The 23,327-nt window shown below is 65.5% G+C and carries 6 protein-coding genes; 3 read left to right on the top strand and 3 right to left on the bottom strand.

Translation table 11 applies throughout. The annotated features are described in order from the left end of the window. Positions 1-12: 12 nt before the first annotated feature. From ACE4QZ_RS10500 to ACE4QZ_RS10490, 3 genes are all read left to right on the top strand, one after another. Positions 13-1,662, top strand: a complete 1,650-nt coding sequence (locus ACE4QZ_RS10500; RefSeq protein WP_028698285.1) for a cyclic peptide export ABC transporter — start codon at positions 13-15, stop codon at positions 1,660-1,662. 164 nt (positions 1,663-1,826) lie between these two features. Further along, positions 1,827-6,074: an amino acid adenylation domain-containing protein gene (locus ACE4QZ_RS10495; protein ID WP_410480442.1), complete on the top strand. Its 4,248-nt coding sequence runs from the start codon at positions 1,827-1,829 to the stop codon at positions 6,072-6,074. Positions 6,075-6,111: 37 nt separating this feature from the next. Continuing rightward, a complete protein-coding gene (locus ACE4QZ_RS10490; protein ID WP_102885725.1) occupies positions 6,112-6,990 on the top strand; it encodes a formylglycine-generating enzyme family protein in 879 nt (292 codons plus the stop codon). A 57-nt stretch (positions 6,991-7,047) separates the two neighbouring features. Here the strand turns inward: ACE4QZ_RS10490 and ACE4QZ_RS10485 are convergent, their stop codons facing one another. The 3 genes from ACE4QZ_RS10485 to ACE4QZ_RS10475 form a co-directional block, all read right to left on the bottom strand. Next, positions 7,048-9,540, bottom strand: coding sequence for a TonB-dependent siderophore receptor (locus tag ACE4QZ_RS10485; protein ID WP_021785465.1), 2,493 nt, complete (start codon positions 9,538-9,540; stop codon positions 7,048-7,050). Between the two features lie 307 nt (positions 9,541-9,847). Beyond that, entirely contained in the window at positions 9,848-13,024 is a 3,177-nt protein-coding gene (locus tag ACE4QZ_RS10480; RefSeq protein ID WP_279935483.1) for a non-ribosomal peptide synthetase, read from the bottom strand. Beyond that, positions 13,021-23,319 (bottom strand): amino acid adenylation domain-containing protein, encoded by a 10,299-nt coding sequence (locus ACE4QZ_RS10475; RefSeq protein WP_410480441.1) that lies wholly within the window; start codon positions 23,317-23,319, stop codon positions 13,021-13,023. The genes ACE4QZ_RS10480 and ACE4QZ_RS10475 overlap by 4 nt, the downstream gene beginning before the upstream one ends. Positions 23,320-23,327 lie beyond the last annotated feature (8 nt).

Genomic DNA, 23,327 nt, shown 5'->3' with positions numbered 1-23,327 from the left:
GAAGACTTCCCCATGATTCGCAAACCGCTCAGCGCGCCCCGCGAGCTTGCCCAATTGCTCAAGCCGTTCTGGCCCATCGTGCTGGTGTCCATACTGTTGGGCATCCTCGGCGGCTTCAGCGTCACCACGCTGCTGGCCACCATCAACCGCGCCCTCAACAGCGAAGCAGGGCTGACCCATGCCGTGCTGTGGTTGTTTGCCGGCCTCTGCGTGCTGACCTTGCTCAGCAGCATCTTCTCCGACATGGGCACCAATTTCGTTGGCCAGAAGATCATCGCCAAACTGCGCAAGGAGTTGGGCGAAAAAGTGCTTTCGGCGCCCATCGAGCAGATCGAGCGCTATCGCAGCCACCGCCTGATCCCGGTGCTGACCCACGATATCGATACCATCAGCGATTTCTCGTTCGCCTTCGCCCCCCTGACCATTTCGCTGACGGTGACGCTGGGCTGCATGGGCTACCTGGCAACGTTGTCCGGCCCGCTGTTCCTGCTGATGCTGCTGGCATTGGGCGCCGGCATTACCGCCCAGGTCATCGCCCGCACGCGCGGCATCAAGGGGTTCAACACCGCCCGCGAGGCCGAGGACGATCTGCAGAAGCATTACAACGCAATTGCCCAGGGCGCCAAGGAGCTGCGCATACACCGGCCGCGCCGGTATCGCATGTTCACCCGACACATTCAGGGGATCAGCGAGCGGATCAGCGCCATCCAGATCAAGGCAGTCAACACCTACATCCTGGCCAAGACGTTCGGCTCGACGCTGTTCTTCATCGTCATCGGCCTGGCACTGGCCTTGCAGAGCACCTGGACAAGCGTCGATCAGGCGGCAATGACCGGCTTCGTGCTGGTGCTGCTGTACATGAAAGGCCCACTGGACCATCTGGTCAGCGTACTGCCGCTGGTCAGCAAGGCACAGGTGGCATTCCAGCGCATTGCCGAGCTGTCAGAGCAGTTTTCCTCGCCCGAACCTGACCTGCTGCTCGACGGCAAAGGCGCTCCCCGCCAGGCCATCGACAGCCTGGAGCTGCGCAATGTGCAGTACGCATTTCCGGCAGTCGAGGGCAGCACGCCGTTTCGCCTGGGCCCGGTGAACCTCACGATCAACCAGGGCGACATCGTGTTCATCGTCGGCGAGAACGGTTGTGGCAAGACCACGCTGATCAAGCTGCTGCTTGGCCTGTATGCGCCGCACAGTGGTGACATCCTGCTGGATGGTCAGCCGGTCTCGGTGCTTGACCGGGATGACTACCGACAACTGTTCACCACCATTTTCGCCGACTACTACCTGTTCGACGACGTGGTCCAGGGCGACCAGCAGATTCCCGACGATGCTACCCAATACCTGCAACGCCTGGAGATCGCGCACAAGGTCAGCGTACGCGACGGCGCCTTCACCACCACCGACCTGTCCACCGGGCAACGCAAGCGCTTGGCACTGATCAGCGCCTGGCTGGAGCAGCGCCCGGTGCTGGTGTTCGACGAGTGGGCAGCCGATCAGGACCCAACCTTCCGCCGCATCTTCTACACAGAGCTGCTGCCGGACCTCAAGCGCCTGGGCAAGACCATCATTGTCATCTCCCACGATGACCGCTACTTCGATATTGCCGACCAGCTGGTACACATGGACAGCGGCAAGGTCCGCACCGCAGCCCAGCCGGCCTGACCGGCTGCATCCCTCGCCCCAGCCAGGCCGTCGGCCGCCCTGGCCGGGGCCTGCCCACCCGCCCCGCCCCTGCGCCTGCCGGTAAATTTGCCGTGCGGCGGCTCGTTTACTGGCCATACACCTCTCCAGAGGACAGCGGCCATTCCCCGGCGAGGCCGGCCCCCATGCTGCTGTCCTTCGACTCGACTGCCACAGGGACCGCCATGCACGAATCACTGGATGCCGACTCGCTCGCTGAAGACTTGCTGGACGACGCCTTGCTCGCCCTCCTCCAGGATGAGCCGTCCGAACCCGACCGGATAGCACCACGCGAGCGCGCCGGGCCAGCCCCCCTCTCATTCGCCCAGCAGCGCCTGTGGTACCTGCAGCAGTTCAACCCGCAGAGCGCGGCGTACAACCTGCCACGGGCCCTGTCGCTGAAGGGTGAACTGCATGGCCAGCACTTGGCCATGGCCTTGCAGGCGGTGGTCGACCGCCATGACATCCTGCGCAGCAGGTTCGCCGAGGTCGAGGGCATACCGCAGCAGTTCGTCGAAGCCGACGCACGCCTCGAAATGCCCTGCGACGACCTGACCGCCATGCCCGCCACGCAACGCCCTCATGCATTGCAGCGGCTCATCGAAGCGGATGCGCTGGCACCGTTCGACCTCGGCAAGGCGCCCCTGATCCGGGCCCGACTGGTGAAAGTACAAGGTGACGAGCATGTGTTGCTGCTGAACATGCACCACATCGTTTCAGACGCCTGGTCCAATCCAATCCTGCTGCAGGACCTGCTGGGCGCCTATTCGCAGGCAGCCGCCCAGGGAGCCTGCAAGCTGCAACGGCCCGCCATCCAGTATGCCGATTACGCCATCTGGCAACGCCAGGCTTACCTGCAAAGTGATGCGTGCCAAGCGTCTGCCCGCTACTGGCATACCCGGCTGGGTGACGAACTGCAGCCGTTGATGTTGCCGGGTGACCTCGACCCGCGCTGCGCTGGCGTGCCGCCTGAGGGCACCAGTGCCCGCTACCATGGCCTGCAACTGGACGCCGAGGTGTTCCAGGCCCTGCTGCAGCTCAGCCGGCAGCAGGGCGTGCAACCCTTCGTCATCGCCCTGGCCGCCTGGCAGGTGCTGCTGGGCCGCTACAGCGGCCAGCGGCAATTCACCCTCGGCGTGCCCAGCGCCGGGCGCAACCGCAGCGAAACCCAGCAGCTGGTAGGTTTTTTCGTCAGCACCCAGATCTACCGCGCCGAACTCGACCCGCAGCAATCCGTGCAGACCCTGTTGCAAAACCTGCGCGAGCAGTCTATTGCGGCCCTGAGCCACAGCGACTACCCGATGGAGCTGTACCTGGAGACGCTGCAGCACAACGGCCAGGTGCTACCCACCCAGTTGTTCCAGGCCCTGTTCAACTGGCGCGTGGCCGGGACTGCCAGCGGCCCGATGGCCCTGGGCCCACTGCAGCTGGACTTCCTCGATACCGCCAGCGCCCAGGCCAAATGCCTGGTCGGCATCGACCTTGAATACGCAGCCGATGGCCTTGGCTTCAGCCTGGAATACGACTGCAGCCAGTTCAGCCACGGCACCGTGCAACGCATGGCCCGGCACTGGCAGAACCTGCTGCTGGCCATGGCCCGGGGGCCCGAGCATCGGCTGGGCGAGCTCGACATGCTGGGCGCACAGGAACAGCAGATCACCTTCGCCCAGTGGAACCCGGCCCCCGCCGAGCACCCGGCCGACCAGGCTCTGCACAGCCGCATCGAGGCCCAGGTGCAGCGTACGCCCGATGCCATTGCCGTCACCTGCGAGGGCCAGGCCCTGAGCTATGCCCAGCTCAACCAGCGCGCCAACGCCCTGGCCCGGCGCCTGGTCGACGACGGGGTCGGGCCCGACGTGCTGGTCGGCCTGGCTGCCGAGCGCTCGCTGGACATGGTCGTTGGCATCTTCGCCATCCTCAAGGCCGGCGGTGCCTACGTGCCGCTGGACCCGGCCTACCCGGCCGACCGTTTGGCCTACATGATCGAAGACAGCGGTCTGCAGCGCGTGCTGGCCCAGCCCCAGGTGCTGGCCAGCCTGCCGGTGCCGGCAGGCGTGCGCGTGCTCAGCCTGGAAAGCAACGATGACTGCAGCCAGGCCGACCCGCTGGCCTGCTCACCGGTCACGGTCAGCCCGGACAACCTTGCCTACGTGATCTACACCTCCGGTTCCACCGGCAACCCCAAGGGCGTACTGCTGCCGCAGCGCAACGTGCTGCGCCTGTTCACGGCCACCGACGCCGACTTCCGCTTCGGCAGCGACGACGTGTGGAGCCTGTTCCACTCCTATGCCTTCGACTTCTCGGTGTGGGAAATCTTCGGCGCCCTGCTGTACGGCGGGCGCCTGGTGATCGTGCCGCAGCACACCAGCCGCTCGCCCGAGGCCTTCTACCAGTTGCTGGCCGATGAACAGGTCACGGTGCTGAACCAGACCCCGTCGGCGTTCAAGCAACTGATGGCGGTGGCCACCACGGCCGAGCCGCAGCGGCCGCTGGCACTGCGCAGCGTGGTGTTCGGGGGCGAAGCGCTGGACGTCAACAGCCTGGCACCGTGGTTCGAACGCTTCGGCGACCGCCAGCCGCAGCTGGTGAACATGTACGGCATCACCGAAACCACCGTGCATGTCAGCTACCGGCCGCTGTCGCTGGCTGACCTGGGCAAGGCGGCCAGCAGCCCGATGGGCGTGCCGATCCCCGACCTGTCCTGGTATGTGCTCGACGGCGACCTGAACCCGGTAGCCAAAGGCTGCATCGGCGAGCTGTACGTGGGCCGCGCCGGCCTGGCACGCGGCTACCTCAAGCGCAGCGACCTGAGCGCCACGCGCTTCGTGCCGGACCCGTTCGGTGCCCCTGGCGGGCGCCTGTACCGCACCGGTGACCTGGCGCGCTACCACGCCGACGGGGTGATCGAATACGCCGGGCGCATCGACCACCAGGTGAAGATCCGCGGCTTCCGCATCGAGCTGGGCGAGATCGAAGCCCGCCTGCAGGCCCAGCCGCAGGTGCGCGAGGCCCTGGTGCTGGCCCAGGAAGGCGCGACCGGCCAGCAGCTGGTGGCCTACCTGATACCCGCTGCCGAGGTAGCGCTGGAGCAGCACGCCGGGCTGCGCGCGCAGTTGCGCGAACAGCTGAAGGAGGCGCTGCCGGACTACATGGTCCCGGCGCACCTGTTGCTGCTCGACCGGTGGCCGCTGACAGCCAACGGCAAGCTCGACCGCAAGGCCCTGCCCAAGGCCGATGCCAGCCTGTTGCAGCAAGCCTACAACGCTCCCCAGGGCACGCTTGAACAGGCCTTGGCCACGTTGTGGCAAACCGCGCTCAACGTCGAACGTATCAGCCGCGACGATCACTTCTTCGAACTGGGTGGCCACTCGTTGCTGGCTATCCAGCTGCTGGCCAGCATCAAGCAGGAACTGGGCCTGGCAGTGCGCATTCAGGACCTGCTCGCCTACCCCCGCATCGACCTGCTGGCCGCACATCTGGGCCGTGAGCATGCACGTACGAGCCCGTGCATCGTGCCCCTCAACCGCCCGGCCACACCGCTGCCTGCATTGTTCTGTATCCACCCCAGCGGCGGCATGGTCTTCAGCTATCAGCCGCTGGCCCGCTGCCTGGAGCAGCAGGCTTGCGTCTACGGCGTGCAGCACCGGGGCGGCAGCCCGGCGCCGGCCGAACAGCAGGGCTGGCAAGCAATGATCGCCGACTACACCGCACAGATCCGCCAGGCACAACCGTCCGGGCCGTACCGCCTGATGGGCTGGTCGCTGGGCGGCAGCATTGCCTGGGACATCGCCCGGCAGCTGGAACAGGCCAGCTGCGAGGTCGCATTCCTGGGGCTGGTCGATAGCACCCTGCCCGAGGCGCAGTTAAGCCGCGCCGCGTTCCCCCATCACTCCCCTCGCCCAGCCCGCCACAGCGATGCACCGGGCCAGCGCGAGCTGCAAGACACCGTCGAGCTGTTTGGGCTGTTGTTCCCGCAGGCCAGGCAGGCCGCCACCGAGCAGCTGCACGCCAACCCTACTCAGGACGTCAAGGCGTTCTACCAGTGGGCCACGGCGCACCTGGCTGACGCTGGCACCGATGTCCAGGGCGTGCTGGCCAGTGCCAAGGCCCAGATCATGAATGCCCAGGCGTTCGACATCCACGATCAGTTGGAAGCGAGCTTCGCCGATTTCACCCTCACTCCGCTCAGGGTCAAGCCCAGCTGCTGGTGGTCGCAGGTGCACAAGAGCGCAGCACACATTCACGCCGCCGAGCAGGTCATCCGCCAGTTCTGCGCAGGGGGTGAGCTGGACGTTTCGCTGCCTTCACCCTACCCACACGAAACCATGATGCTGGAGCAGCCCCTGATCGACTCGTTCATCGAGGCGTTCGGGCGTAGCTGCCCGGCACCCTGAATACCCCGTCACACCTGCCAAAAAGGAAACGTTCGCCATGAAGTGCGCCCCCTACACCGTCACCGGCCTGGCCCTTGCCCTGGCCATGGCGGCCTGCCCGCTACTCGCCCAGGCTGCCGGCAAGACCCCGGGCGAGGTCTTCCAGGATTGCAAGGCCGGCTGCCCGGAAATGGTCGTGCTGCCTGCGGGCAGTTTCGTCATGGGCACGCCGGATGACGAGCCGGGCAAGCAGCCCGACGAAGGCCCGCAACATACCGTGACCTTCGCCAAACCCTTCGCCATCAGCCGCTTCCAGGTCACCGCCGGCGAGCTGGATGCCTATATCAAGGAAACCGGCGTGGTCATCAAGGACGGTGATAAACGCCCTGGGCGCCTGTGCCAGGCCAGCAAGCCTCGCTACCCGCAAGGGCCGCGCCAGCCGGCAGTGTGCGTCGATTACTACGATGTGCAGGCCTATGCGCAGTGGCTAAGCAAAAAGACCGGCCACACTTACCGCATGCTCAGCGAGGCCGAACGCGAGTACGCGGCACGGGCCGGCTCCACCGGGCCGTTCCCGTTCCCGTTCGACGAAGAAGGCGATTACCAGATCAGCAAGCACGCCAATACCTACGGCCCCAAGGACGGCTACAGCTATACCTCACCGGTTGGCAGCTACCCGCCCAATGCCTTTGGCGTCTATGACATGCACGGTAACGTGTATGAATGGGTCGCCGACTGCTACCACAAGGACTACGTCGGCGCGCCCAGCGATGGCAGTGCCTGGATGGAGGCCGACGGCGGGCTTTGCCAGGCGGCGCACATGCGCGGTAATGACTGGGGTGAAGCGCCGATCTTCTCGCGTTCGGGCAATCGCAATGATCGCGAACGCACGGTACGTGGCGACTTCCTGGGCTTTCGTGTAGCGCGGGAGCTGTGACCTGGCGCAGGCCATCTGGACGGGGTACCCGCCAAGATGGCCTGCGTGGCCCCAGGTTCAGAACTGCGGGGTGTATTTGACCGAGAACATGAAGTTGCGAGGGTCGCCGTAATAGTTGTTGGCAGTGACGGCCGCATACGACGGAATGTAGTAGACCTTGTCGAAGATGTTGTTGAAGTTGACCGCCAGGCTGACTTCGTCGCTGACCTTGTAACCAAGGCGCGCATTCCAGATGGTGAAGCCGGGCGAATCGAACTTGCGATCGAAGGCAACGGTACTGCTCTGGCTGTTGAAACCGCCGCCGACACTGAAGCGGCTGAAGTCACCAGGCAGGGTGTAGTCCGTCCACACCTTCACCGAGTGTTTCGGCGTCCAGGTGGAGAAGATCTTGCCCTCGTTCGTGTTGTCCTTGAGGTACTTGGTGGTGTTGTAGACGTAACTGGCCGACGCTTGCAGGCCTGGCAGCACCTCACCGTTGATCTCGGCCTCAAGGCCCTGGCTACGCACTTTGCCGGACGCTTCCGAGCATCTGGACCCATCACAGATTTGTGTGACATCCTGAACCGGCACCGCTCGGTTCTCGTGGTCATAGCGGAACAGGGCAACGCTGGTATTGACCTGGCCATCGTAGAGTTCACCCTTCAGACCGAGTTCGTAGTTGCTGCCAACGATCGGCTCGATCGTAGAGCCACCGACGCCCTTGGCACTCTGCGGAATGAAGACGTCCGCATAGCTGGCGTAGGCCGACCATTGCGGGGTCAGTTCATAAACCAGCCCCACATAAGGCGTCACGACACCGTTGTTGGCCTTGGAAGCCGGGCTGTCGTACTCATGAACACCGGCCTGATAGACCTGAGAGTCGTAATCGTAGGAGTACCAGCTGGTACGCCCACCGAGGATCAGGGTCAGCGGGTCGGTCAGCTTGACGCGCCAGGTACCGTAGATACCTTTCTGCACGATCGTGTACTGGCTGTCGGTACGCGTGCCACGGGCCGCCAGGCTGTCGTAGTTCTCGAAGGGCAAGTGGTTGTCGAGATCGAAAATGTTCGCCCCGGCGCTGCGCACCACCGCCATGGTGTTGTCGCTGGTAAAGCGAGAATAGTTACCGCCGAACACCACTTCCTGGTCGAAGCCAAAACCGTTGAAGTCGCCATCGACGAACATGTCCAGGCCGCGGCTGTGGGAGTTGAAATCGGTGGCGTAGCGCCAGTCGAACAAACCGGACCCATCGTTGGCCAGGCCGGTCGGCGCTACCACGTAGGCGTAGGTCATTTCGTTGCGCTCGTTGATCGCCACCGCCGCGGTCTTGAACTTCCAGTGGTCGTTGAAGCGGTGCTCGAGGTCGACATACAACGCCAACTGCTCGGTCATGCCGCGGTTCCAGTCGGAGCCGGTAAAGGTCGAGCGCGACAAGCCTACGTCCCGGCCATCACTGAAGCGCGGCAAACCGGCGACCATGGGCGTGAAACGCGTCTTGCGATCGCTGATGCCGACACCGAGGGTGGTGTCTTCAGACAGGTCGAAGTCCAGCGCACCGTAGACCTTCTGTTCCCAGCCGCCCACATAGTCGATGAAAGAGTTGCGCGTATCGTAGTCGACCACGGCACGCCCACGGATGTTACCCGCCTCGTTCAGCGGGCCGCCAACGTCAACCTGAGTGGCATAGTGGTCCCAGGAACCGGCCTGGGCGGTCAGGGTGACCGTCGGCTTGGCCTGGCCGCGCTTGCGTACGAAATTGATCGCGCCGCCCGGGCTGTTGGCCCCTTGCAGCAGTGCAGCACCGCCACGCAGCAGTTCGACACGGTCATAGAATGCCGTCGGTTCGGTCAGGTAGCTGCCCAGCGCATAGATGCCACGGGTCATGGGCACGCCATCGTACTGCAGCGAATCGATTTCAAAACCGCGGGAGGTGATAAAGCCGCCGGTGCCCGGGCTTTTGGCGAAGGTCATGCCCGGCGCGTTGGCCAACAGCGTCGGCAAGTCGGTGATGTTCTGGTCATCCATGCGCTTGCGGGTCATCACCGACACGCTCTGCGGAATATCCTTGAGCTTGTGTTCGCTCTTGCCGATGGTGACGCCACCGGTGGTATACGAGTTGCTGCCTTCGGTGGTCACGCCCAACGTGTTGCCCGTGATGTTGGTGGCGCCCAGTTCCAGCGCCGAGGACGCAGCGCGCTCACGCCGCACCAGGGTCAGGGTATCGCCCTCCAGGCTGTAGCTGACCGGCAAGCCGCGCAACAGCTTGGCCACTGCCGCGTCGACGGTGTAGCTGCCACGCACTTCGTTGCCACGCAGGTCGGCCATTTCCGAGGCGTTGTAGATGAACTGCACATCGGCCTGCTCACCAAGCGCACGCAAGGCGTTGGGCAGCGACTGGGCAGCGATGTCGAAGTTGACCCCCTGAGCCCAGACCTGGGCGGCCATGGGCAGCATCAATGCAGCGCCCAGCACCCCTTTACCGAGCAACGCCCGGGATGAGCGGGCGCTGATCGAGCGGGACATGCAAAGCGCCTTGGCCAATGGTTTGAACTCGAAAAATCCTGCTGGCATGGTATTTCTCTATTTATATCGGGTAATGAAATCGTCCCGCGCCCGCCAACGGCCTCCAAACGGCCGAGCTGCCCATCCTCCCCCGGGCAGATCCCGCGACAGACGCCTGACACGCAAGTCAAAACGGCTTGCCACGTGTGGCTTTCAGCGCGCTCCTACATAAGACGCATCACCCTGGAAAATCCAGAATGAGAATTTTTTGCATTAGTATCTTGCCGGCATCCTTCCACGCAATCGGCACGGCAGTACGGGGAGGCAATGCAAAAGACCTCAGGGGCGGGTTGCCCGCCCCTGGGCGTGGTGAGGCTTAGCGGCTCTTTTCCAGCAGCCGGGCTTTTTCTTCAGGGCTCATGCTGTCGAGCCGCAGACGAGCCTGGGCCAATTTGAGCAACTGGCCAGGGTTGGCTTCGCGCTCGCGCAGCGCCTGGGCAAGGGTAGCAACCGTCGGGTGGTCGAAAATGACACCCGGATTGATGTCGCACTGCAGCGACTTGCGGATACCGGCCGCCAGCTTGATGACCAGCAGCGAATGCCCGCCCAGTGCAAAAAAGTCCTGCTCGATGCCCACTTGCTCCAGCCCCAGCAGTTGCGCCATGCGCTGCGCAATCACGGTTTCCAGTGCATCACGCGGGGCCAGCAGACCCGCCGCAGGTTCATTGCCCATCTGCCGCAACGCTGGCCGGTCGAGCTTGCCGTTGCCCAGGCGCGGCAACCGCGGCAATGCCTGCAGGGTACGCGGCAGCATCACCGCCGGCAGTTGCTGGCCAAGGTACTCGCGGACCGCGTCCAGGGCAGCCGCCGTGGCCTCGTCGCGCAAGCTGACATACGCGCTCAGCGCTTCTCCATCACACAACACCGCCGCCTCGACCACCTGCGGTGCGCCCGACAGCTGTGCCTCGATCTCCGCCAGCTCGATGCGGAAGCCGCGTATCTTCACCTGATGGTCGCGCCGGCCTTGCAGCTCGATAGCACCGTCCGGGCGATAGCGCGCCAGGTCGCCGGTGCGGTAAAGCCGTTCGCCTGCCACGAACGGGCTCTCGACGAAAGCCGGCTGGTCACTCTGCACGGCTTGCAGGTAGCCGCGACACACCTGCTGCCCACCGACATACAGTTCGCCCAGCATGCCGGTGACCGCCAACTGCAAGTGTTGATCCAGCACATAGACCTGGTTATTGGGCAACACCTGCGACAACCCGAGGGTGCCAGTCGGCACCGCCCGTACCGGGTGCACCATGACCCCGACCGTGGTTTCGGTCGGGCCGTAATGGTTGAACAGCTTGCAGTCCGGACGTATCTGCAACAGGCGCTGCAGCAACGCCGCGCTCGGGGCTTCCCCCCCCAGAATGACGGTGGCCGGTACTGCCGGTGCCCTCGACTCCAGCAGCGCGCTCAGGTGCGATGGCACGATCTTCAGGCAGTCGATTGCCTGCTGCTCGAGGTACGCAGCAAACAGTTCGGCATCCTTCATCACCTCGTCGGCGGCCACGTGCAGTGTCGCGCCCACATACAAGGCAGCGAACAGCGTGGTATGGCCAAGGTCGGCCGACACGGTCGAGCCGAAGGCGAAGTGACGACAGTCCTCCAGCGCCAGCGTGTGGCACACGCCTGCGGTGTAGTTCAGCAGTTGCCGGTGCTCGACCACCACGCCTTTGGGGGTGCCTGTCGAGCCCGAGGTGAACAGGACATAGGCGGCATCGCTGGCGCTGGCGGCGTGCGGTTGCAGCCGTGCAGTGTCAACCGCCAGCGGGTACAGGCTGTCGAGGCTCAGCGCTTCCACGCCCTGCTCACGCAGGCTGGCCACCGCTGCCGGTTCGACCAGCACCTGCGTGGCCCCGGCCTGTGTCATCAGGCGCACCTGCCGGGCAACGGGCCAGTGCGGCTCCAGCGCCAGGTAAGCCGCGCCGACGCGCCAACAGGCCAACATCGCCACGACCCAGTCCAGCGAGCGCGGCAGTGCCAGTGCCAGCACCGCCCCGGGTTGCACGCCAGCCTGCTGCAGCGCCAGCGCCAGGCGCTGCACTGTCAGCTCCAGTTGGGCGTAACTCAGCCCCGCGTCATCTGCAATCAGCGCCAGCGCGTCGGGGGTGTCGATTGCCCACTGGCTGATCTGCGCCGCCAATGACGTCGCGCCCAGTGGCTGCGGTGCGGGGTTGATCGACAGCAGGCGCTGGCGCTCGGCTTCACCCAGCAGGTTCAACTGCCGCAGCGGGCGGTCCGGCGCCTGGACGATGCTGCGCAGCAACTCGATGTACTGCTCCAGCAGGCCTTGCATGCCGCGCGCACTGTAGCGCCCGGCCAGGTAATCCAGGCTCACGGTAATCGGTTGGTCAGCACCCGCCGCTGGGCAAATGCGCAGCTGCAGCTCAATGCCCGCCGGCAGGCGTGGCGCCAGTAGCTCGCCCTGCCAGCACAGCCCGCCGGCAACCTGCGGCGCGAGCGCCGGAGTAGTGGAAAACGCCACGGTCGGCACGGCTGTGGGCACCCATTCCGGTACCCAGTACTCCTGCCACGCCACATGCTGCTCCAGCGCGGCGCCGAGTGCTGCAAGGTGCTCGCCGAAACGGGTTTCGTCAGCCCACTGCAGGCACAACGGCAATAGCTTGCTGAACGCCCCCGCACTGTTCGCGAAGTAGTCATAATCCTGTCGCGCATCGTGCTGCCATGCGCCCAACAACCGGTTGCTATCGCCAAGCCGGCCGAGCAAGCTCCACCACGCCGCCTGCAGCAGGGTATCCAGGCTGACCTGACGGGCTGCGGCCAACTGCTGCAACTGCCCCTGCAAGCCCAGCGGCAGGCTGACCTGGTGATGCGCCTGGTGTGTCGCTGGCTGGTCCTGGCGATAGGCTGGCCAAGGCGCGCTCATGCCCTGCTCCGTTGGCATCAGGTGCCCTTGCCAGTAGCCACGGGCTGCCGCTGCATCCTCATCCTGGGCCACTTCGGCACGCCACTCCAGATACTGCCCGAAAGCTTCAGGCAGGTCTTCATCCGGCCCGGCTGGCGTGTCATACAACGCCGTCAGGTCACGGTACAGCATGGCCATGCCCGCCTCGTCGCAGGCAAAGCCCGCCACCCCCAGCCATAAATGCCACTGCCCGGCTTCGGCGGCCGGTACCAGCAACGCCTGGGCGGCTGGCAGCTGGTCGATTTCGAAGCGCTGCCGCAGCCAAGGCTCGAGCAGTGCCGGCGCATCTGCCTCGGCCTGCACTGCCAGCGTCAGGGCTGGCCGCCGGGCGCCGATGAACTGGCGCATGCCGCGGTATCCCGAGGCAGTGCCCAGGCGCCCGGCCAATATCGGGTGGCGCTCGACCAAGCGCTCAAGCGCCTGGCTCAGGCGCGCCGGGTCCGGCTGGCCCTGAACGCTGATCTTCAGCAGCGTCGCGGCCTGTGACCAGTCCGGGCAAGCGGGCAAGGCATCGAGCCAGTGTTGCTGGTCGACGGTCAGGGCAAAACCGATGTCGTCGGCCTGGTCTACGTAACTGTTCATTCCTCGGCCTCCTCGGTCGCCATCACCTGCGTGGCCGCAGCCGCCTCCAGCGCTGCCCGGTCGAACATGTCGCCCATCGCCACGACGATCTTGCGCGACCCCTCGTACGGGTCACGGGCATGCGCTGCCAGCATGTTGTCGACCAGGATCACGTCGCCTTTCTGCCATTGGAACCGCACGGCACAGGCTTCATATAGCTCGCCGATCAGTTGCATGTCCTGGTCGGGGATCGGCGAACCATCGCCGAAGTACACATGCCGTGGCATGCGCTCCAGGCCGAACATGGCCAGCAGGTCTTCACGCGCATCGGGCTCCAGCCAATAGATGTGGTGCAACTGCACCTGGTTGAAGAACGAGCGTGCGCCGGTGATCGGGTGCGTGATGATCGCCGGGCAACGGGTACGGGTCTGCAACTCGTCGTTGTCCAGCCAGCGCCATTCGATGCCAGCGGCACGGCAACGGGCCTCGACCTCGGCGCGGTCATCGGTGCGGAAGAAATGCTGCCATGGCACGTCGAGCTTGTCGGCGAACGTGCGCACATACAGCAGCCCTTTGTCCTCGAGGGTTTGCCGCAGTGCCTGCGGCAGCTTTTCGTACATCAGGCGGCAGTCGACCACCGGCGTGGCACCGCCGACCGGCGAAGGCTGCTCGCAATAGAACATCTGCTTGCGCGGCCAGCTGTCTTGGTGCGCACTCTCGTTATGGAACAAGATCATTTTGTTTTCCGGGTACGGCGTGGAGCGGTAGGTATTCCTGCCCCCCTCCTTCTTCGGCAGGTCACCGTATTGGCCATAAAGCCCCGGCTGGACTGCTTCGGCGAATGCTTCGAACCCCTGGATACCCTCCAGGGCAAAGCCGCGGAACAGGATGCCTGCATGCTCGCCCAGCTTGCGCTCGACCAGCGGCCGGTTGTTGCGCACCCACTCGATCAGGTCGATCGATGCGTCGCCAGGCTCGACGAGCAACGGGAACGACTGGCCTGGCACCAGCAGCGACTCGCGCACCGCAGCCCGTGGCGGTGCAGCTGCAGTGGCGCCGGCAGAGCGCTTGAGGAATTTGCCCAGCTTGTCGGCCTTGCTGGCCGGGGCGCTTACCGGTGTGCTGCCAGCCAGGCCGCCACCCTGTAATGGAACGTTCATCGCTTGCCACCTCATATCCTGAACACTGACGATCTGTTCGAGCATCGCGATCCATGCGCTGACGAGTCGCTGGATATGCTCTTGCCTGAAAAGCGTTGTCGCAAACTGCCAGTTGCCACTGAGCTGCCCGGCCTCCTGTTCGATGAACAGGGCCATGTCGAACTTCGAATACAGCGCCGGGGCGGGCAGCGCCTGCACGGTAATATCGGCCAGGGCTTCGCTGCGTACGGGCAGGTTGTTCATCACGAACAGCACCTGCACCAGCGGGTTCATGCCGCGCACCCGCGGGGCGCCATGGGCCTCGACGATCATGTCGAACGGCAGGTCCTGATGCTCCAGGGCCGCGAGCAAGGTGCGCTGGGTGCCCTGCACGAAGTCACCGAAGGCCAGCCCATCACTCACCCTGGAACGCAGCGGCAACACATTGACGAAGAAGCCGATCAGGCCTTCCAGTTCGCTGTGCTGCCGGCCTGCGGTGTCGGCCCCGACCAGTACGTCATGGGCACCGCTGGTCTGGTGCATCAACCACTGGAACGCCGCCAGCAGCGTGCTGTACAGGGTCACCCCGGCCTTGGCCGCGAACTGGCCAAGCGCATCGGTCAAGGTTGGCGACAGGCTGAAGTCCACCGCACCGCCGGCATGGGAGCCCTGCTCGCTGCGCGGCTGTTCCAGTGGCAGGTCAAGGCGGCCGGCATGGCCCGCCAAGGCCTGTTGCCAGTAGCTTGCCTGGCGCTGCAGCTCACCCGCCTGCTCGAGGGCCTGCTGCCACAAGGCGAAGTCTGAATACTGCAGCGGTAACGGCGCCAGAAGGTGGGTCTGCCCTGGGGCGCTGTGACGGTAGATTTCAACCAGGTCGCGGACCAGCACGCCCATCGACCAGCCGTCGGAGATGATGTGGTGCATGGCGAAGAACAGCACATGCTCCTGGTCTGCCAGGCGTGCCAGACGGCAGCGCAACAACGGTGCATGCTCCAGTGCAATCGGGGTGCTGGCGTTGGCCAGGGTGGCTTCGGCGATGCACCGTTGCTGTTCCTGGTGGCTGAACCCGGACCAGTCGTCGAGGGCGATATCCACCTCGATCTGGTCAGCAATCTGCGCCAGCGGATCACCCTCGTCGTCCTGCACGTAGGCCGTACGCAACACTTCATGTCGCTGCGCCAGCGCGTTCAGGCTGTTGCGCAACACCTCGACCTGCAGCGGCCCTTGCAGGCGCAGGGCCAATGGCATGCCGTAGGCAGCGCTGCCCCCGGACAATTGCTCGGCAACCCACAAGCGCCGCTGCATCAACGACAATGGCGCGGTGGCTTTTTTACCATGGGCCAATAGCTCGACACCGTGCGCGGTCGCAGCCTTGCCTGCGCCGCCGAGCGCTGCCAGCAGGCGCTCCAGCACCGGGTGATCGAACAGGTCACGCAAAGTCACTTGCATACCCGGCAGCTTGCGCATCCGCGATACCGCCTGGGTGGCCAGCAACGAGTGACCACCCAGCTCGAAGAAGTGGTCGCCTAGGCCCACCCGCTCAAGGCCGAGCACCTCCTGCCAGATACCCGCAACGTGCTGCTCGAGCGGGGTTTGCGGTGCCCGGTAGGCCTGCTGCAGGGCGCTGTTGTCGGGCTTGGGCAAAGCCTTGCGGTCGAGTTTGCCGTTGGCGGTCACCGGCCAGGCCTGCACCTGCAGGATGTGCGTCGGCACCATGTAGTCCGGCAGGCTGCCCTTGAGCTGCTCGCGAAGGCTGTCACGCAGTGCGGCGGCGTCCACCGCCATGCCCTGCTCCTCGGCCAGCACGTAGGCCACCAGCTGCTGGCCATGCCCGCTGTCCTGGGCCAGCACCACCGCCTCGCGCACCTGCGGGTGCTCCAGCACCCGTACCTCGATCTCACCCAGTTCGATACGCAGCCCCCGCACCTTCACCTGATGGTCGATACGCCCGCAATACTCGATCACCCCGCTGTCGCGGTAGCGCGCCAGGTCGCCGGTGCGGTACAGCCGCTGGCCGTGGCTGCCGAACGGGTCGGGCACGAAACGCTCGGCCGTCAGCGACGGGCGACGATGGTAACCACGCGCCAGCCCCTGGCCACCCAGCATCAGCTCGCCCATGGCTACCTGCGGCAGGGCTTCGAACGCCGGGCCAAGGATGTGCGTGTACAGGTTGGCGATCGGCCGGCCGATCGGCACGCTGTCACGCCCTTCGTCGACACAGGTCCAGTGGGTGACGTCGATCGCTGCCTCGGTCGGCCCGTACAGGTTGTGCAGGCGGGCACCGGGCAAGTGGCTGAACACCTGCTGCTGGGTGTCCACCGCCAGCGCCTCGCCGCTGCAGATCACCTGCCGCACGCTGTGGCAGCGCTGCAGGCCCGGCTCGCGGACGAACACCTGCAGCATCGACGGCACGAAGTGCAAGGTGGTCACCTGGTGGCGCTCGATGGTATCGATCAGGCGCTCCGGCTCGCGGTGCTCGCCCGGTGCCGCCAGGGCCAGCCGCGCACCGGTCATCAGCGGCCAGAAGAACTCCCACACCGACACGTCAAAACTGAACGGCGTCTTCTGCAACACCGTGTCGGCACTGCCCAACGCATACGCCTGCTGCATCCACGCCAGCCGGTTGTACAACGCCAGGTGGCGGTTGCCGGCGCCTTTCGGCCGCCCGGTCGAGCCGGAGGTGTAGATGACGTAGGCCAGGTTCTCCGGGTGCAGCCGGCACGCCGGCACCTGCTGCGAATAACCGCCCAGCTCGCCGGGCTGGTCCAGCAGCAGCACCTGCCCGGCAAACGCCGGCAGCTGATCGCGCAAGTGCGCCTGGGTCAGCAGCAGCTCGATGCCGCTGTCTTCGAACATGTAGGCCAGCCGCTCGGCCGGGTAGTCCGGGTCCAGCGGTACATAGGCGGCGCCGGCCTTGAGGATCGCCAGCAGGCCAACGACCATTTCCAGCGAGCGCTCGGCGGCGATACCCACCAGGCTTTCCGGGCCGACACCCTGTTCGATCAGCTTGTGCGCCCACTGGCTGGACAGCTCACTCAATGCCCGGTAGCTCATGCGCTGGTCGCCGAACAGCAGTGCCGTGGCATCCGGCTGGCGACGCGCCTGCGCCTCGAACAGCTGGTGCACGCGCCAGTCGCCGGGGTAGTCGGTGGCGGTGTCGTTAAGGTCATGCAGCACCGCTTGCGCCTGCTGCGGGTTCAGCATCGGCAACTCGCCCAACGCCGTTTCGGCGCTGCTCTCAAGCATCTGCTGCAACACCTGCAACAGGTGCTCGCCAAGTTGCCCGGCCAGCCGAGCACTGAACCGTGCCCGATCGACTTTCAACTGCAGCGACAGGTGCGTACCCAGGTTAACCACCAGCGTCAGCGGGTAGTTGGTCTGTTCGTGGTTCGCCACATCACCAAACACCAGGCTGCTGGTGGTATCGGCCTGCAGCGCTTCGGACACCGGGTAATTCTCGAACACCAGGATGCTGTCGAACAGCGCTTCGCCGCCCTGCCCGGCCCAGCGCTGGATATCGAACAATGGCGTGTGATCGTACTCACGCAGGGCGATGTTCAGCGCCTGCACGGTGTCCAGCCAGTCACCCAGCGCTTGCTCCGGGCGTGGGCTGGCAATGACCGGCAAGGTATTGATGAACAGGCCGATCTGTTGCTCGATGCCCTTGAGTTCGGCCGGCCGCCCAGCCGTGGTCGCACCAAAGGCGACGCAGGTCTGGCCGGTATAGCGCTGCAGCACCAGCAGCCAGGCCGCTTGCACCACGGTATTGACGGTGACCCTGCGCTCACGGGCAAAGGCGTCCAGGCGGGCGGTCTGCCGGGCATCCAGTTGCTGTACCCGCTCGACCTGCCCCTGCCCTTCACTACCGGCTGCCCAGTCCGTGGCCCTGGCCAGCAATGTGGGTGCATCCAGGTCTTGCAACTGGCGGGTCCAGAACGCCTGGCGGGCTGCGCCATCCTGGCGCTGCAACCAGGCAATGTAGTCACGGAAGCGCCCCGGCCCTTGCTCCGGCACGCTGCCGTGGTACCGCTGCAGCACCTCGCCCAGCAGCCGGGTATTGCTCCAGCCATCCATCAGGATGTGGTGGCTGGTGTAGATCAGGTGATAACGCTGCGCGTCGAGGCGAATCAGGGTCAGGCGCAACAGCGGCGGCCGGACCAGGTCGAAGCCGGCCGCGCGGTCTGCAGCAGCGAACGCCTCCAGCGCATCGGCAAGGTCGTCACGGCCACGCCAGTCATGCACCGCGAACGGCAATTGCGCCTCGCGCTGAATGATCTGCAACGGGCTGGCCAGCTCACCCCAGATGAAGCTGCCACGCAGCAGGTCATGGCAGTCGACTGCCGCTTGCCACGCAGCACGGAAGCGCTCGGGATCCACGCCAGTCACATCAACCCGCATCTGGTTGATGTAATCCCCGCCCTGCTGCAGCAGCGTATGGAACATCATGCCCTGCTGCATGGGCGAAAGCGGGAAGATGTCCTCGATCATCGCTGGCGGCAGCGCCAGGCTGTCGAGCTGGGCCTGGGTCAGACCAGCCAACGGAAAGTCCGAAGGGGTCATGCCAGCGTGTTCGCGCTGGCAGCAGTGCTCGACCAGGGTACGCAGCTCGTGGCTGTATTCATCGGCCAGGCGCTGTACGGTGGCGACTTCGAACATGTCGCTGCTGAAGGTCCAGCCCAGGCTCAGCTCACCGGCATAGACCTGGCCATTGAGCGTCAGCCAGTTACCCAATGGCGCGTCCAGGCTCTGTTCATCGCCTTTGGGGTCTGCGCAGGGCACCAGAAGCGCCTGCTCATCGGTTGCCAGGTGGCCATCCAGCTGGCCCAGATAGTTGAAGGTGATGCGCGGCACAGGCAAGGCACGCAGGCACTCACGGCTGGCAGCGTCCGCCAGGTAGCGCAGCACACCATAGCCAATGCCCTTTTCGGGCACGGCGCGCAGTTGTTCCTTGACCTGCTTGATCGACCCATCCAGCGTTGCCGCCGGGCTCAGCCGCAGCGGGAACAGGCTGGTGAACCAGCCGACCGTGCGGCCCAGGTCGAGGTTGTCGAACAGCGCTTCGCGCCCGTGCCCTTCCAGTTCGATCAGCGTCGAGGGTTCGCCGCTCCAGCGGCAGATTACCCGCGCAAGCGCAGTCAGCAGCAGGTCGTTGACCTGGGTGCGGTAAGCGGCCGGTGCCTGCTGCAACAGCTGTCGGGTCAGGGCCCCGTCCAGGTGGCTGTAGACCGTGCGGGCGTACCGGTTACTCAGGGCACCAGCGCTGTTGTCCTGCGGCAGGCTGCCGCTGGCATGGCGCAACTGCGCCTGCCAATAGCCCAGTTCGGCCTGCAACGTGTCGCTGGCGGCGTAGGCCTGCAACTGTTCGGCCCAGGCCCTGAAGGCACTGGTCTTGGCGGGCAACTGTGGCGCCTGCCCGGCCGCACATTGTTGGTAGGCCCGGTGCAAGTCCTCCAGCAAAATACGCCAGGACACCCCATCGACGACCAGATGGTGGATCGCCAGCAACAGGCGCTGACTGCCGTCCGTCAAGGTTGCCAGCACCGCGCGCAGCATCGGCCCATCAGCCAGGTTGAGGCTGCGCTGGGCCTCGGTGCCCAATGCCTTTAGCTCACCGGCATCGGCCAGTGTCGCGCACCATAGCAAAGGTGGCTGTACCGGCCCGGCAGGCCGGTAGCTGGCCTGCCATTGCCCATCAACCTCGACAAAGCTCAGGCGCAGGCTGTCGTGGTGCGTGACCAGGGCCTGCAGCGCCTGCTCCAGCGCCTGTGCTTCAAGCGCCTGCAACGGGCGGAACAGCACCGACTGGTTCCACTGCTGGCGTTCGGCAATGGCTGTGTCGAAGAAGGCATGCTGCACCGCCAGCAGCGGTGTGGGCCCGTGCAAGGGGCGCTGGTCGGCCTGTACCGTACACCCCACCTCGGCGACTGCGGCCAGGTCTTGTACCGTCTGGTGCTGGAACAGGTCCTTGGTGGTGAAGCGGATGCCCGCCTGGCGGGCGCGGCTGACCACCTGGATCGAAACGATCGAGTCGCCACCGAGGGTGAAGAAGTTGTCGCTGCGGCCAACCCGCTCCAGCTTCAGCAGGTCCTGCCAGATCGCCGCGATCTGCTGTTCCAGCGGGCCTTGCGGTGCACTGTATGCCTGCTGCAGGGCGCTGTTGTCAGGCTTGGGCAAAGCCTTGCGGTCGAGCTTGCCGTTGGCGGTCACCGGCCAGGCCTTCACCTGCAGGATGTGCGTCGGCACCATGTAGTCCGGCAGGCTGCCCTTGAGCTGCTCGCGAAGGCTGTCACGCAGTGCGGCGGCGTCCACCGCCATGCCCTGCTCCTCGGCCAGCACGTAGGCCACCAGCTGCTGGCCATGCCCGCTGTCCTGGGCCAGCACCACCGCCTCGCGCACCTGCGGGTGCTCCAGCACCCGCGCCTCGATTTCACCCAGTTCGATACGCAGCCCGCGCACCTTCACCTGATGGTCGATACGCCCGCAGTACTCGATCACCCCGCTGTCGCGGTAGCGCGCCAAATCCCCGGTGCGGTACAGCCGCTGGCCGTGGCTGCCGAACGGGTCGGGCACGAAACGCTCGGCCGTCAGCGACGGGCGACGATGGTAACCACGCGCCAGGCCCTGGCCACCGAGCATCAGCTCGCCCATGGCTACCTGCGGCAGGGCTTCGAACGCCGGGCCAAGGATGTGCGTGTACAGGTTGGCGATCGGCCGGCCGATCGGCACGCTGTCACGCCCTTCGTCGACACAGGTCCAGTGGGTGACGTCGATCGCTGCCTCGGTCGGCCCGTACAGGTTGTGCAGGCGGGCACCGGGCAGGTGGCTGAGCACCTGCTGCTGGGTGTCCACCGCCAGCGCCTCGCCGCTGCAGATCACCTGCCGCACGCTGTGGCAGCGCTGCAGGCCCGGCTCGCGGACGAACACCTGCAGCATCGACGGCACGAAGTGCAAGGTGGTCACCTGGTGGCGCTCGATGGTGTCGATCAGGCGCTCCGGCTCGCGGTGCTCGCCCGGTGCCGCCAGGGCCAGCCGCGCACCGGTCATCAGCGGCCAGAAGAACTCCCACACCGACACGTCAAAACTGAACGGCGTCTTCTGCAACACCGTGTCGGCACTGCCCAACGCATACGCCTGCTGCATCCACGCCAGCCGGTTGTACAACGCCAGGTGGCGGTTGCCGGCGCCTTTCGGCCGCCCGGTCGAGCCGGAGGTGTAGATGACGTAGGCCAGGTTCTCCGGGTGCAGCCGGCACGCCGGCGCCTGCTGCGAATAACCGCCCAGCTCGCCGGGCTGGTCCAGCAGCAGCACCTGCCTGGCAAACGCCGGCAGCTGATCGCGCAAGTGCGCCTGGGTCAGCAGCAGTTCGATGCCGCTGTCTTCGAACATGTAGGCCAGCCGCTCGGCCGGGTAGTCCGGGTCCAGCGGTACATAGGCGGCGCCGGCCTTGAGGATCGCCAGCAGGCCAACGACCATTTCCAGCGAGCGCTCGGCGGCGATACCCACCAGGCTTTCCGGGCCGACACCCTGTTCGATCAGCTTGTGCGCCCACTGGCTGGACAGCTCACTCAATGCCCGGTAGCTCATGCGCTGGTCACCGAACAGCAGTGCCGTGGTGTCTGGTTGACGACGCGCCTGCGCCTCGAACAGCTGGTGCACGCGCCAGTCGCCGGGGTAGTCGGTGGTGGTGTCGTTAAGGTCGTGCAGTACCGCTTGCGCCTGCTGCGGGCTCAGCATCGGCAGCTCGCCCACCGGCTGTTGCGGCTGGGCTACCACACTGTGCAGCAGATGCTGCCAATGCTGCCCCATGCGCTCGACGCTTGGCGCGTCGAACAGGTCGGTGGCGTAGGTCAGCGATGCCCACAGGCCATCCGCGGTCTCGACCGTGTCCAGGGTCAGGTCGAACTGGGCGTTCACTTCTTCCCACGCCAGCACTTCCACGCTCAAGCCTGGCAGCTGTGTGGCCCCTGGCAGCCGGCGCTCGGCGCTGCGGTGGTTGAACATGACCTGGAACAACGGGCTGCGGTTCAGGCTCCGTTCGACCTGCAGCGCATCCACCAACTGCTCGAAGGGCAAGTCCTGGTGCGCCTGGGCCTCCAGCGCAGTGGCCTTGACCTGCTGCAACAGGCGGGCGAACGGTTGGTGCGTATCAATGTCGGCCTTGTGCACCTGGGTATTGACGAAGAAGCCGATCAGGCCTTCGGTTTCCTTGCGCGTGCGGTTGGCGACCGGCACGCCGACGCGGATGTCCGACTGCCCGCTATAGCGGTGCAACAGGCACTGGAAGGTCGCCAGCAACAGCATGAACAGGGTCACCCCTTCGCGCCGCGCCAGTTGCCGCAGGCCATCGGCCAGTGCCGGGCTCAGTGGCAGGTCGATGCGGGCGCCACGGTAGCTGCTGTGCAACGGCCGCGGGCGGTCGCTGGGCAACGCCAGCACAGGCTGTTCACCGCCCAGCTGGGCAGTCCAGTAGGCCAGCTGGCGCTGCCGTTCGCCGCCATCCATCCATTGGCGCTGCCAGACGGCATAGTCGGCGTACTGGATCGGCAACGCCGGCAGGCTGGCAGGCTGGCCGCTGCTGTACGCGCGATACAGGTGCACCAGTTCCTGCACCATCAACGCCAGCGACCAGCCATCCGAGACAATGTGGTGCTGGGTAATCAGCAACACATGATCGTCCGGCCCCAGGCACAGCAGGCTGGCTCTCAGCAGCGGGCCCTGGGCCAGGTCGAACGGCTGGCGGATTTCTTCGGTGATACAGGTGCGCAGCCGTGCCGCCCGGTCCTCGCCGGGCGCCAGGGCCAGGGTGTGCCTGGCAATGCTCACCGGCGCGGGGGCATGGATCACTGGCGTGGTGCGCTCACCGTCAGTGGCGAAGGTGGTGCGCAGCGACTCGTGGCGCGCCACCAGCGCATCGAAGCTTTGCTGCAGGGCAGCCAGGTCCAGTGCGCCGCGCAGGTTCAGCGCAGTGGGCAGGTGATAGGCGGCACTGTCTGGCTCAAGGTGCCAAAGAAACAGCTGCCGCTCCTGGGCGAAGGACAGCGAAAGCGGCTCGGTCGGATCGCGTCGAAAAACAGGTGCCACGCTGTACAGATCGACACCTTGCTGCTTGAGCAGCACTGCCAGCGCCTTGCGTTGCTTTGCCGACAGTGTTGCTACCGATTCGATTAACTTTTGCACGCCCTTCC

Origin of the sequence: Pseudomonas sp. DCA-1, from assembly GCF_046523955.1 — a bacterium.
Taxonomy (GTDB): domain Bacteria; phylum Pseudomonadota; class Gammaproteobacteria; order Pseudomonadales; family Pseudomonadaceae; genus Aquipseudomonas; species Aquipseudomonas putida_Y.
The sequence above is the reverse complement of the archived record's forward strand: the minus strand, read 5'-3'. Positions and strand labels throughout refer to the sequence as shown.